Below are 13338 nucleotides of genomic sequence, written 5' to 3'. Positions count from 1 at the left end.
GACCAGCCACAGCGGGCACGCAGCCGAACACCGCCCATCCCGCGGAGCGCCCGGCGGGGACTATTCGAGAAGCTCCGCGTACGAACCCATGGCCAGCGCGATGTCCGCCTGGGCCCAGAACCGGTGGTACGTGAACGAGGGCGCGGCGCCACCCTTGAGGTACGCCTCGATCTTCGACCAGGCCGGGTCGTTCTTGTAGAACGACCTGAGCGAGATGAACGTCGACGACGAGTTGATCGCGTCGCCGTTGGGCATCCTGCCGCTGAAGCCGCTCGGGACGTACACGCCGTCGTCGAAGCGGTTGTAGTCGGCCCTGGTCTCCGGGACGGCGACGCCCAGGCTGTCCTGGTAGTTGCTCCACATGCCGTCGAGGAGCGCCTTCGCCGTCGACTTGGCGCTGGCGTCACCGGACTTGGCGCCGTAGTACGTCAGGGTCTTGGCGTACGCGGCCGCCACGCCGACGTCGTTGGTGTAGTCGGCGACGGTGACGTGCAGACCGCTGTTGGAGCCGGGGTTCGAGGCGTTCCAGGTGTCGGGCTGGCCCGACCACTGAAGCGTCGACGGGATCAGATAGGTGCCGTCCGGGTTGATGGTGGTCTTGGACAGCGCCCACTTGACCCACTTGTCGAGGACCGCCTTGGCCTGCGCGTTCCCCGTCTGCTGGTAGTACTCGGCGACGCGTTCCATCGACCACGCCTGGAAGCCGAACCACTGGTTGGACGGCGGGTCGTGGTAGACGGGCTGCTGGTCGTAGTACATGCCGTAGAAGGTCGACGTACCGGACGGCGGAGTGGCGTACCGGCCGGCCCAGCTGTTCGTCGCGCCGCCCGCGATGGCGCCCTCGGACGACTGCAGCCACTGGTAGAACTCCAGCTGTCGCTGCAGCGACTTGGACCAGTCCGAGGTGCCGGTCGCCGACTTGGGCTCCAGGTCGGCGTACGAGCTCAGCGCGTAGGCGGCCAGGGGGTTCTGGTAGCCGCCGTGCACGTGGCTCGACCCGATCCGCCAGGCCCAGCCGGCGTTGGTGTCGGTCGCGCCGCCCCACGCGTAGTACCAGGACAGCAGGTAGTGCGAGGCGTCCTTGCCGGTGCCGGCCGCACAGGTGGACGGGCCGACGCAGTTGCCGATCTTCTTGAAGTACTTGTCGTACATCGCGTAGCGCAGGTAGTCGCCCATCTTCGCGGCCTTGCCCACGGTCGCGGAGACGTCGCTGCCCTTGCCCTGCTGCTTGGCCCACACGTCCGCCCAGTACGCGGCCTGCACCGCACGTGCGTCGGCGTCCGGGGCGTCCGTGTACTTCCACTGCTTGGCGTAGGACGAGTCGCCGGTGAACAGGTCCAGGTATCCGTTGCTGCCGCCGTACTTGAAGGCGTCGCAGGTCGGCTGCGGCACGGTCTCCCACACCGACTCCTGCGCGCCGCGCTGGAAGGTGTTGATGTACGACGGACCCTTCGCCGTCGGGCCGCCCTCGCAGGTGCCACCGGGCGTGTCGCCATAGCCGTAGACGTTGTCGACGTCCTCGAGCCAGTGCATGCCGTAGACGTCGGCCGTGCCGTACGTGCTCTTCAGCTCACCCGCGATCGGGTCCGAACCCACGGACACGGAGGTGTCCAGCTTCGCCGGGTACTCGTTGGGGGTGTCCAGCTCGGGAGCGTAGGTGGCCGGCTTCGAGGCGTTGTAGAAGGAGTTGGTGGGCTGGTCGGCGTGCGTGGGGATCATGTACTTCTCCATGAGGGCCCACGCGCCGTTGAACTTGGACCAGTCACCGGTGACCTTGCCGTACATCGCCTGCAGCCACAGGAGATAGCTGTAGGCCTCCGAGGTGGTCTCGTGCCCCTGGTCGGGCGCCTCGACGATCAGCGTCTCCACCGAGTGGTAGGGGATGCCGTCGGGCGAGAAGTAGCCGTTCGCCGGGTTGGTGATCTTCCCGTAGAGGTCCAGGAAGCGGGCGTCGTACGCCTTCGAGGCCGCCAGCTCGGTCACGGTGACCGTCGCCTTGGTGAACCCCGTGGCCGTCGACTCGAAGGACGCCGCGCCGGTGCCGGAGGAGTCGGCGGTGACGGTCACGTTCTGCGCGGTGTTCCAGTTGGAGGGGGTGAAGGTGAGGCTCGCCCCGCCCGACACCGACAGACCGGAGTTGCCGCTCGCGCGGGCCGTCGTCACCGTCACATTCGACGAGGGCTGCGTCGACAGCTTCACCGCGTACGTGCCCGACTTGCCCTGCTGGACGCCCAGTTGGGTGGGGGAGGCGACCACGGCCGGGCCGGAGGCGACGGTGATGCCGACCGGCGTCGACTCGGCGGAGGCGCCCAGGCTGTCGTACGCCTTCGCCACCAGGGAGTGGCTGCCCACCGCCAGCGCGGAGGCGGACAGGGTGTACGGCGCGCTGGTGTCCGTGCCCAGCAGGGTCGTGTCGTCGTAGAACTCGACCTTGCTGATCGTCGCGTTGTCGGCCGCGGCGGCGGTGGCCGCGAGCGGGACGGCGGTGCCCTGCGTGTAGACCGCGCCGGCCGTGGGGCTGGTCAGCACGGTGACCGGCGGCTGGTGCGCGCCGGCGCAGGTGGTGCCGTTGATCGCGAAGTTCGTGGGAGCGGTGTTGGTGCCGCTGTAGGTGAACTGCGCGCCGGTGGAGACGGCGGCATTGGCGGCGATCTTCGCGTTGTAGCCCGCGTCCCGCACGGTGATCGCCGAACCGGACTGCGACCATGTGCCGTTCCAGCCGTTGCTCAGCTTCTGGTTGCCCGAGTAGCTGTAGGTCAGCGTCCAGCCGTCGATGGCGTCCGTGCCGCGGTTGGTGATCGTCAGATCCGCGGTGAAGCCGGAGCCCCAGTCGTTCGTCTTGTAGTCGACACTGCACTGAAGTGCCGCCGCGTGGGCGGGAGTCGTGCCGGTGCCGAGCATGGTGAGCGGAAGCGCGAGGGCCGCCATGGCAGCGGTCCACAGCCGCCGCGTCCCGCGGCGTCTGCGTCTTGGATGCATGGTGCTGGTTCCTCCTTGCGGCTCGAGCGAAGTGGGGGAGGAGCAACAAGCCTTGAACCAGTGGGAGCGCTCCCATAGTGGGGATGGGGGTGGAGGCGGTCAAGGTGCTTGAAGAGTCGAAAAGATTCGACTGCGTTTTAGCTGAGGGAAAGTCAGGAAACTCTGCGACCCCCCTGTCCTTTGCTGTCACTTGGCGCTAGCTTCGTTGACACCAGTGGGAGCGGTTCCATCAGTCGACGCGTCCGTCACGACGCGCCTGAGCTGCAAGGAGTCGCTCATGCGACACCCCCCGCGTTCAGTACTTTTAGCCGTCTCCGGCGCGGTCGCTCTTGTCGGGACCATGACCATTCCGGCCGTGACGGCGCGGGGAGCCACGCCCGCCTGCTCGGTGGAGTACTCGGTCACCGGCCAGTGGGACACCGGCTTCCAGGGGGCCGTGAAGATCACCAACAACACGGCCGCCCTGAGCGGTTGGAGCCTGAGCTTCGACTTCGCCGACGGCCAGAAGGTCACCCAGGGCTGGAACGCCAAGTGGTCCCAGTCCGGCACGACGGTGACCGCCGCCAACGAGAGCTACAACGGCTCGCTGGCCACCGGCGCGAGCGTCGGCGCCGGGTTCCTCGCCTCCCGGCCGGCATCGGGGAGCAACGCCGTACCGACGTCGTTCAAGCTCAACGGCACCACGTGCAACGTCGATCCGGAACCGTCACCCACCCCGACGGAACCCCCGGCGACGGGCACGGCACCCGCGCTGCACGTCTCGGGCAACAAGCTCGTGGACGCCTCGGGCGCCACGCGCAGGCTGCTCGGCGTGAACCGCTCCGGCGGCGAGTTCATGTGCGTGCAGGGCTACGGCATCTGGGACGGTCCGGTCGACGACACGGCCGTCAAGGCGATCGCCGACTGGAAGGCCAACGCGGTCCGTATCCCGCTCAACGAGGAGTGCTGGCTGGGACTTTCCAACATCAAGTCCGAGTACGGCGGCGCCAACTACATCAACGCCGTCAAGGACCTGGTGGCGCGCGTCGAGGCGCACGGCATGACACCGATCGTCGAACTGCACTGGACCTACGGCCAGTACACCGGCAACTCCGCCGGCTGCTCCGACGTCCATGCCACCTGCCAGAAGCCGATGCCGGACGCGCAGTACACGCCGTCCTTCTGGTCCTCGGTGGCGAACACCTTCAAGGGCGACCAGGCCGTCGCCTTCGACCTGTTCAACGAGCCCTACCCGGACCGCGCGACCTCCACGACCACCCAGGCGTGGCAGTGCTGGCGGGACGGCGGCACCTGCCCCGGCATCGGGTACCAGGTCGCCGGCATGCAGGACCTCGTCGACGCCGTGCGCGCCACCGGCGCCAGGAACGTCGTGCTCGCGGGCGGCCTGGCGTACTCGAACGACCTGAGCCAGTGGCTGACGTACAAGCCCAGTGATCCCGCGGGCAACCTCGTCGCCGCGTACCACGGGTACAACTTCAACACCTGTGCGAGCGAGAGCTGCTGGAACTCCACCCTCGCCCCCGTCGCGGCCCAGGTGCCGCTGGTGGCCGGGGAGATCGGCGAGAGCACCTGCTCGCACGGGTTCGTCGACCGGGTCATGAAGTGGTTCGACGACCACAACCTGTCCTATCTGGGCTGGACCTGGAACACCTGGGACTGCTCCTCCGGTCCCTCGCTCATCTCCAACTACGACGGAACCCCCACGTCGTACGGCATCGGGCTGCGCGATCACCTGCGCGCCATCAACCCGTAATCCCCGTATCGGAGAGGGAAACCCGCACTCATGAGTCGTACCAGAACAGCGATACTCGCCGCCCTGGCGCTGGTCGCCGGGACCGCCGGGACCGCGACGGCCGTCGTCCCCGGGGACATCGGAATCCAGGCCGTCCCCTGCACCGTCGACTACAAGGTGCAGAACCAGTGGGACACCGGCTTCACCGCCGCCGTGACGGTCACCAACAACAGCGCGGCCAAGAGCAGTTGGTCGCTGAAGTGGTCGTACGCCGGCAACCAGAAGATCACCAGCTTCTGGAACGCCAAGGTCAGCCAGAGCGGTGCCGCCGTCACCGCCGCCAACGAGACCTACAACGGCACCCTGGCCACCGGCGGTTCGGTCAGCTTCGGCTTCAACGGCTCCTACAGCGGCACCAACGCGCTCCCGACGACCTTCACCCTCGACGGCGTCACCTGCAACGTCGACGACGGAAGCGGCGGTGGCGGCACCGGCGGCGGCACGGGCGGCGGCACGGGCGGCGGCACGGGCGGCGGCACGGGCGGCGGTGGCACCGGCAGCCGCGTCGACAACCCCTACGCCGGCGCCAAGGTGTACGTGAACCCCGAGTGGTCCGCCAAGGCGGCCGCCGAACCGGGCGGCAGCCGAGTCTCCAACCAGCCCACCGGCGTCTGGCTCGACCGCATCGCCGCCATCAACGGCGTGAACGGCGGCATGGGCCTGCGCGCCCACCTCGACGCGGCCCTGCAGCAGAAGGGCAGCGGCGAAGAGGTCGTCCAGCTGGTCGTCTACGACCTCCCCGGACGTGACTGCTCGGCCCTCGCCTCCAACGGCGAACTCGGCCCGACCGAGATCGACAAGTACAAGACGCAGTTCATCGACCCGATCGCGGCGATCCTGGCCGACCCCAAGTACGCCTCCCTGCGCATCGTCACCACGATCGAGATCGACTCGCTGCCCAACCTGGTCACCAACACCGGCAGCCGCGCCACCGCCACCCCGAACTGCGACACCATGCTCGCCAACGGCAACTACGTGAAGGGCGTCGGCTACGCGCTGGCCAAGCTCGGCGCGATCCCCAACGTCTACAACTACCTCGACGCCGGCCACCACGGCTGGCTCGGCTGGGACGACAACTTCGCTCCGTCCGCCACCATCATGAAGCAGGCCGCGACCAGCGAGGGCGCGACCGTCGACGACGTACAGGGCTTCATCACCAACACGGCCAACTACAGCGCCCTGAAGGAGAACAACTTCACCATCAACGACACGGTGAACGGCACCTCGGTGCGGCAGTCGAAGTGGGTCGACTGGAACCGGTACGTCGACGAGCTGTCCTTCGCCCAGGCGTTCCGCAACCAACTGGTCTCCGTCGGCTTCAACTCCAACATCGGCATGCTGATCGACACCTCCAGGAACGGCTGGGGAGGCACCGCGCGACCCGCCGGCCCCGGCGCGAAGACCAGCGTGGACACCTACGTCGACGGCGGCCGCTACGACCGCAGGATCCACGTCGGCAACTGGTGCAACCAGTCGGGCGCCGGTCTCGGCGAGCGTCCGCAGGCCAACCCGGCGAGCGGGATCGACGCCTACGTGTGGATGAAGCCTCCGGGTGAGTCGGACGGCTCCAGCACCGCCATCGCCAACGACGAGGGCAAGGGCTTCGACCGGATGTGCGACCCGACGTACACGGGCAACGCGCGCAACGGCAACAACATGTCGGGTGCGCTGCCGAACGCTCCGCTGTCGGGGCACTGGTTCTCGGCGCAGTTCCAGCAGCTGATGCAGAACGCGTACCCGCCGTTGTAGACCTCGTCGGTGAAAACGGGTCCGCTGGGGTCAAGGCCTCTTGGCCAGACCCCGGCGGATCGCGTACTCCACCGCGGAGTAGTCGCCGTCGGGCCGGTCCAGCTCGTACGGCACCGCCGGCATCAGCGGGGGCTGGGCCATGAAGCGGGGGCGGGTGCCGTGGTGGGGCTGGGCCGCGTGGACCAGGAAGGGGTGGCAGAGGTAGACGTCGCCGGGGCTGCCGGTGGCGTACGCCAGGGGACGGTCGGCGGAGGCCTCGACCAGCTTCGGCGCGATCTCGAGACCCGAGACGCCCGTCTCGCCGTACGGCTCCAGCAGGGGCGGTACGTCCAGGTGGGAGCCGACGCGGACACGGGTCGGGGCGTCCGTCTCGGTCACCTCGCTGAACAGGAACAGCATCAGCAGGGCACGGTCCCTGGAGCGGAGGTTGGTGAAATACCAGCTCTCCCCTTCCGGGAGGTAGCTGCCCTCGATGTGCCAGCCCGCGTCGTCCGGCTCCCGCTCGTGCGGGAACCGCAGCGGAAAGGTGCCCAGCGAGTAGCGCGGCACCCACCGGCCCTCGCCCACCAGCAGGTCGAACGCCTCATGCAGCGCGGGGGAGTTGGCGGCCGCGGCGAACGGTCCCTGGGCCATCCCGGCCACCCGGACCACCGGTTCCTTCCAAGTGGCCGGGTCCTCGGGGTCGTAGCCCGTCTCCCGCCACAGCAGCCGCGCGCAGTCCTCGGCGACCCTTCGAGGGAACGCTCCCTCGACCTTCACGAAACCGTCCGCGAGGAAGTGCTCGACCAGCCTGTCGTCCATCGGGCCATCCTGCGAGACGCGGAGCAAGGCCCGCATCCGGATTTTGCCGCCCCGGCAACAGAAGTGGCCCTCGCCCGGTGCGTCGGAGCACGCTGGCGGCATCCCGGACGAGAGGCTGACGACCATGGCGCACGAGCACCACCACGGACACGGTCACCACCAAGAGGGTCACCGGCACGAGCACGGCCATGACACCGACATCGACTGGGCCGAGATGGCCCCGCACCTGGAGGCACAGGCCGAGCTGTTCACTCCGCTGTACGAGCGGGCCCTGAACTGGCTCGGCAGGGAAGTGACCGAGCCGGGGCTGATCGTCGACGCGGGCAGCGGCCCCGGCGTTGTCACCTGTCTGTTCGCCGAGACCTTCCCCGGCGCCCGCGTCGTGGCCGTCGACGGCTCTGCACCGCTGCTCGAACGCGCCCGGGAGCGCGCCGAGCGTCTGGGACACACCGACCGGTTCGACACCCTGACCGGTGAACTTCCGCAGGTCCTCGCCGAGTTGGACTATCCGGCCGATCTGCTGTGGGCCGGCCGCAGCCTGCACCACCTCGGGGACCAGCGGGCCGCCCTCGGCGCCTTCGCGCAGCGGCTGGCGCCCGGCGGGACCCTGGCGATCATGGAGGGCGGCCTGCCGGCCCGGTTCCTGCCGCGCGACCTCGGCTTCGGCCGCCCCGGGTTGCAGGCCCGCCTGGACGCCCTGGAAGCGGAGTGGTTCGCCCGGATGCGGGCCGACCTGCCCGGCTCCGTCGACGAGGTGGAGGACTGGCCGGCGCTGCTGAGCGCCGCGGGGCTGACCCACGCCCGCACGCGCACCTTCCTCCTCGACCTTCCCGCGCCCGCCTCCGACCGGGCGCGTGCCTACGTAGCCGACTCCCTCGGCCGATTCCGGGACGCCTACGGGGACCGGCTCGACGCCGACGACCGCGCCACCCTCGACCGTCTCCTGGACCCCGACGACAAGGCGGGCGTGCACCACCGCTCGGACGTGTTCGTCCTGGCGGCGCACACGGTCCACACAGCGGTACGCACCGGCTGAGACCCAGCACCGGCAGTGCGGCCCGGTCCCGGCTTCGGCGTGACCCTGATCGCGCCGGGCCGGGTGGAGACGCCGTTCTGGGACGGCCTCGGCAGCCTGCCGCCGGGCCATCTGCTCACGGCCGACCAGATCGCCGACTCGGTGGTGTGGGCCGTGGGCCGACCCGAGGGGGTCGACGTGAACACCATCGTCGTACGGCCGATCGGACAGCCCAACTGATCCCGCACGAAGGCCGGTCGGGCTGTCCGGCCGGAGTCAGTTGTTCTGCAGGAACTGCTTGGCCAGCTTGTCTCCCAGCGTGACGGCCGCGCTGTGGCTCTCGATGGGGGAGACCTTCGAGTTCTTGAACAGGATGTAGGTCACGCCGGAGTCGGCGCCGCCGGTCTCGGGGTTCGGGTCGATCCCGAGCGCGTTGGCGGTGGCGTACGAGGCCTCACCGATGATCTTGGTGGGGCCGGTGTCGCCCACCACGGCGTACTCGACCTTGTTGTTGTAGATCACGGCGACCACGCCACCGCCCTTGATGCCGGCGCCGGCGTAGTTCCAGATGCTGCTGGAACTGGGCACGACGACGTACGGCAGCGAGTCCGCGCGCAGGGGCCGGCCGTCGGACTGGTGGAAGGCCGTGTCGTCCTGGTACCAGGGGTCGGTGCTCTCGCTGCACTTCGACGTGCGCTGTCCGTCGCAGTCGATGTCCATGTCGGCCTTCCAGAACACGGCGCCGTTCTTGCCGCACACCGGGACGGTGGCCGACGTCTCGTCGTCGGTCTTGTACTTGCCGTTCGATATCTGGGAACAGGACGTCACCTTGGCGAGCAGGTCGGCCGCGCTGACCGAGCCCTCCTGGGCGGAGGCCGGACGGGCGGTGCCGGAGGCGTTCGCGGGGAGGACTCCGGCGGCGAGCAGAGCGGCCCCGGAGGCCGCGGCGAGGGTCAGTGTTCGTAGGCGCACTGTGGGGGACCCTTCTGTTAGGAAAGTTTCCTTACTCGAGTGCCGTACAAGGTGGCGTGCTTTACGTGCTCTCGTCAACCCCCTTGGTCCAGACTTCCGTTGGCGGCCCTGATTGCGGGGCTTTGCGCCCAGGGCAACACTGGGCGTAATGAGCATTCCGGAAATTCGCCCTACTTCTTGGAGGCGAGGCTCATGTTCGTGCGCACTGTGTACGCCACCGGTGATCCCGCGAAGGTGGACACCGCCGTCAGGGCCCTGAACGCGCAGGGCCGGGACCTTCTGCAGGAGCGCCCGGGGTATCGCGGGGCGGGCGTCTTCGTCGACCGGGAGCTCGGCAAACTGCTGGCCGTCAGCTGGTGGGAGTCCGAGGAGGCCAGGCGCAACAGCGACGAGGTCATGCGGGAGCGGCGTCCGGCGCTGATGGAGCCGTTCGCCGCGACGATAGCGGTCGACAACTACGAGGTGGCCGTCTTCCATCCGGCCGGCAGGCCGGTGGCCGGCGGCGGACTGCGCATCACCCGGCTGGAGTTCGACCCCGCTGACGCGGATCTGCTGGCCGACACCTTCCGTGCCTCGGTGGTTCCCCGTCTGGAGACGCTGCCGGGCTTCACCGGGACGTCCCTGCACATCGACCGGTCGCGTGGCCGCGGCCTGGTCGGTGCCCTGTTCGCCGACCGCGGGTCGCTGGCGGCCTCCCGCTCGGCGCAGGCCTCGGTGCGACAGGAGGGGGCGGCCAAGGCGCATGTCACCGTGGTAGGACTGGAGGAGTTCGAGATCGTCCACGCGGAGGTGTGGGGCACCTGACCCGATCCGGGACCCGGTCTCGGCCGCCCTCCGTACGCGAAGGCCCCCGCCGCTCGGCGGGGGCCTTCGCGCGGGCCGTGACGGTTCGTCAGGCCATGTTGAAGGTGGACGGGTCCGGACCCAGGCGCCGGTCCTCGTTCAGCGCGCTGATCGCGGCCAGGTCCTCGGTGTCCAGGCTGAAGTCGAACACCTCGATGTTCTCCTTGATCCGGGAGGGCGTCACGGACTTCGGGATCACCACGTTGCCCAGCTGCAGGTGCCAGCGCAGCACCACCTGGGCCGGGGTGCGGCCGTGCTTCTGCGCGATGGCGACGATCGCCGGGACCTCCAGGAGGCCCTTGCCCGAACCGAGCGGCGACCAGGCCTCGGTGGCGATGCCCTGCTCCTTGTGGAACTCGCGCGCCGCGAGCTGCTGCAGGTGCGGGTGGAGCTCGATCTGGTCGACCGCCGGGATGACGGACGTCTCGTCGATGAGCCGGCGAAGGTGCTCCGGCTCGAAGTTCGACACGCCGATGGCGCGGACACGGCCGTCGGCGAGGAGCTTCTCGAACGCCTTGTAGGTGTCGACGTACTTGTCACGGGCCGGGGTCGGCCAGTGGATGAGGTAGAGGTCGACGTACTCCAGGCCGAGCTTCTGGAGCGAGACGTCGAACGCGCGCAGCGTCGAGTCGTATCCGTGCTCGCTGTTCCAGAGCTTGGTGGTGACGAAGACGTCCTCGCGCGGGACGCCGGATGCGGCGATCGCCTTGCCGGTGCCCTCTTCGTTGCCGTAGATCGCCGCTGTGTCGATGCTGCGGTACCCGGCCTCCAACGCGGTGGCGACCGCCCGCTCCGCCTCGTCGTCCGGCACCTGCCAGACGCCGAAGCCCAGCTGGGGCATCTCTACGCCGTTGTTGAGGATGATCGGGGGGACCTTGCTGCTCACGAGCTCTTGATCCTTACGGTTGCTTGTCAGGTGGTACTCCTATCGTCAACGATCACGGGCCGTGATGCATTCCTGACCGGGAAATCCGCCACAACTGACTCATCGGTCAGTTGCGGAGTGGCGAGAATGGCTGGAAACGCATCCGACCTCTGCGGTCCGGACCATTGACGCTGTAGCGTCCCTGCCGCCACTCTGGGTCGCGCATCGAACGAGCCGATGAACTTGATACATGTACGTGAACGGTTCGATCGCCTTTCCTCCGATGTTTCCGCGTCTCCCGGCCCATGAGAGGGAGAAACATGAGACGCCGTCGCCTGCGAACGGTACTGCCGACCCTCACCCTCGCCACCGCGGCACTGACCGCCCTGCCCGCGGCCGCGCCCCCGCCGGGGGCTCTGCCCGGAACCCCGGCGACCGCCGCCGCGCACCGCCGGGCCGCCGCCCCGGACTGGTCGGTGTCCGTCGTGGACTCGACCATGGCCCGTTACACCCCGTCCACCATCGGCGGCTGGTCCTATCCGGTCGGCCTGTACCTCTACGGTCAGTACCTCACCTACGAACGCACCCATGACGCCCGCTATCTCGCGTACATCAAGGACTACGTCGACCGGTTCGTGAGGAGCGACGGCTCCATCGGCCAGTCCTTCGACAGCCTCGACAGCATGCAGGCCGGCCGCCTGCTGGTGATCTTGCACCACGAGACGGGCCAGGAGCGCTACCGCAGGGCCGCCAAGAAGATCCGCGACCGCCTGAACACCTACCCGCGGACGAGCGACGGCGGCTTCTGGCACGCGGACACCTCCAGTCGTGCCCACCAGCTGTGGTCGGACGGGGTCTACATGGTGAACCCGTTCCTCGTCGAGTACGGCAGGGAGTTCGGCGACAGCGCGTACACCGACGACGAGGCGGCCAGGCAGCTGTACGTCTACGGCAGTCATCTGCAGGTCGCGAACGGACTGCTCAGGCACGCCTACGACGAGTCCAAGAGCGCGAGTTGGGCCGATCCGCGGACCGGGCTCGCCCCCGAGCACTGGTGCCGAGCCGTCGGCTGGTACTCCATGGCGATCGTGAACGTCCTGGACGCCATCCCGGCGAATCAGCCCAGGCGTCCTCAACTGCTCTCCATATTCCGCAGGTTGGCCGCCGGGCTGGAGAACCACCAGGATCCGGCGACCGGACGCTGGTTCCAGGTGATGGACAAGGGCAACCGGTCCGACGACTGGACCGAGACCTCCTGTTCCAGCATGTTCACCTATGCCCTCTCCCGTGGCGCCCAGCAGGGTTACCTCGACCAGCACTACGCCGCCGTCGCGCGCCGCGGCTACCAGGGCGTGCTGGCGAAGCTCTCGGTCGGCCCCGACGGCCGCACCGAGCTCGCCGACATCTCCGTGGGCACCAATGTCGGCGACTACGCGTACTACGTCGGCCGGACCCGGGCCACCGACGACTTCCACGGCCTGGGCGCCTTCCTGATCATGAACGAACAACTGCGAGGTGATTAGTGTCATGAGCACGTCCAGAAGGGCACTGCTGGGCGCGGCGGTCGCGGGCGCGGCCGGGGCGGCCATCGGGCTGCCCGCCACCGCCCACGCCGCCTCCTGGCAGCAGAAGTGGGCGCCAACGGCGAGGGGTGACGGCCTGGGCGCCTTCGAGACCATCGAGGACGACCGCGCCGACTCGCACCCCGCGGGGCATCCGCACATCTTCGCCACCGGCGACAACTGGCGCTTCAACATGCACACGGTGGACCGCGACACCTCGACCGACCGCCAGCGCCAGGAGGTCACGGGCCTGCGCACGAGCTCCAGCGGCTACCTGAAATGGAACGAGGGCCAGACCTGGCGGGTCACCTACTCGATGTTCATCCCGAGCTCGCTGAAGGCGACCACCACCTTCACGCACATCATGCAGATGAAGCAGCCCGGCACCGGCACCTCCCCGATCGTCACGCAGTCGCTGCGCCGGGTGAACGGCAGACAGACCATCGAGCTGAACCTCGCCACCGAGGGCGTCATCGTCGGCCGTGCCGACCTCGACCCGCTGCACGACAAGTGGACCGACGTCGACTTCCAGATCAAGGTCGGCAACGGTTCGGCGGGCTCCGTCCGCTGGATCCTCAAGTCGGGCGGCTCCACCGTGATCGACGTGTCGAAGACCGGCGTCGACACCTTCCTCGCCGACCGTGTCCGCCCGAAGTGGGGCATCTACCGCTCCCTAGGCGACACCTCCGGCTCCCTGCAGGACACCTACCTCCTGCTCACCAACCTCCGCGGCTACCAACTCGGGTGAGGAGCCGTCACC

The 13338-nt window shown here is 68.7% G+C and carries 10 protein-coding genes and 1 pseudogene; 7 read left to right on the top strand and 4 right to left on the bottom strand.

All coding sequences use genetic code 11. From position 1 onward, the window contains the following. Window positions 1-60: 60 nt before the first annotated feature. Window positions 61-2979, bottom strand: coding sequence for a glycoside hydrolase family 48 protein (locus ACQF4J_RS10930; protein ID WP_351804990.1), 2919 nt, complete (start codon window positions 2977-2979; stop codon window positions 61-63). A gap of 277 nt (window positions 2980-3256) precedes the next feature. On the opposite strand from ACQF4J_RS10930, the gene ACQF4J_RS10925 reads away from it, so the two are divergent. Both ACQF4J_RS10925 and ACQF4J_RS10920 read left to right on the top strand, forming a co-directional pair. Beyond that, window positions 3257-4732: a cellulase family glycosylhydrolase gene (locus ACQF4J_RS10925; RefSeq protein WP_427165544.1), complete on the top strand. Its 1476-nt coding sequence runs from the start codon at window positions 3257-3259 to the stop codon at window positions 4730-4732. 30 nt (window positions 4733-4762) lie between these two features. Further along, a complete protein-coding gene (locus ACQF4J_RS10920; RefSeq protein ID WP_427165543.1) occupies window positions 4763-6520 on the top strand; it encodes a glycoside hydrolase family 6 protein in 1758 nt (585 codons plus the stop codon). Window positions 6521-6550: 30 nt separating this feature from the next. Here the strand turns inward: ACQF4J_RS10920 and ACQF4J_RS10915 are convergent, their stop codons facing one another. Continuing rightward, entirely contained in the window at window positions 6551-7321 is a 771-nt protein-coding gene (locus tag ACQF4J_RS10915) for a phytanoyl-CoA dioxygenase family protein (protein WP_351577046.1), read from the bottom strand. Between the two features lie 124 nt (window positions 7322-7445). On the opposite strand from ACQF4J_RS10915, the gene ACQF4J_RS10910 reads away from it, so the two are divergent. Further along, window positions 7446-8357: a class I SAM-dependent methyltransferase gene (locus tag ACQF4J_RS10910; protein WP_351577043.1), complete on the top strand. Its 912-nt coding sequence runs from the start codon at window positions 7446-7448 to the stop codon at window positions 8355-8357. Between the two features lie 30 nt (window positions 8358-8387). Continuing rightward, a pseudogene (locus tag ACQF4J_RS10905) lies at window positions 8388-8576 on the top strand (short-chain dehydrogenase); the annotation flags it as partial. A gap of 36 nt (window positions 8577-8612) precedes the next feature. On the opposite strand, the gene ACQF4J_RS10900 reads toward ACQF4J_RS10905, so the two are convergent. Then, a complete protein-coding gene (locus tag ACQF4J_RS10900; protein WP_351577040.1) occupies window positions 8613-9308 on the bottom strand; it encodes a glycoside hydrolase family 75 protein in 696 nt (231 codons plus the stop codon). A gap of 192 nt (window positions 9309-9500) precedes the next feature. On the opposite strand from ACQF4J_RS10900, the gene ACQF4J_RS10895 reads away from it, so the two are divergent. Continuing rightward, window positions 9501-10112 carry a hypothetical protein gene (locus tag ACQF4J_RS10895; protein ID WP_351804998.1) on the top strand — a complete coding sequence of 204 codons (612 nt, stop codon included), beginning with the start codon at window positions 9501-9503 and terminating at the stop codon, window positions 10110-10112. A gap of 88 nt (window positions 10113-10200) precedes the next feature. Here ACQF4J_RS10895 and ACQF4J_RS10890 read toward each other — a convergent pair whose 3' ends face one another. After that, window positions 10201-11037 carry an aldo/keto reductase gene (locus tag ACQF4J_RS10890; RefSeq protein ID WP_351577034.1) on the bottom strand — a complete coding sequence of 279 codons (837 nt, stop codon included), beginning with the start codon at window positions 11035-11037 and terminating at the stop codon, window positions 10201-10203. Between the two features lie 299 nt (window positions 11038-11336). On the opposite strand from ACQF4J_RS10890, the gene ACQF4J_RS10885 reads away from it, so the two are divergent. Together ACQF4J_RS10885 and ACQF4J_RS10880 are read left to right on the top strand one after the other, a co-directional pair. After that, window positions 11337-12539: a glycoside hydrolase family 88/105 protein gene (locus ACQF4J_RS10885; protein ID WP_427165542.1), complete on the top strand. Its 1203-nt coding sequence runs from the start codon at window positions 11337-11339 to the stop codon at window positions 12537-12539. 4 nt (window positions 12540-12543) lie between these two features. Then, window positions 12544-13326 carry a heparin lyase I family protein gene (locus ACQF4J_RS10880; protein WP_351577028.1) on the top strand — a complete coding sequence of 261 codons (783 nt, stop codon included), beginning with the start codon at window positions 12544-12546 and terminating at the stop codon, window positions 13324-13326. Window positions 13327-13338 lie beyond the last annotated feature (12 nt).

It is taken from the genome of Streptomyces sp. C1-1, assembly GCF_050214755.1.
Lineage (GTDB): Bacteria > Actinomycetota > Actinomycetes > Streptomycetales > Streptomycetaceae > Streptomyces.
The sequence above is the reverse complement of the archived record's forward strand: the minus strand, read 5'-3'. Positions and strand labels throughout refer to the sequence as shown.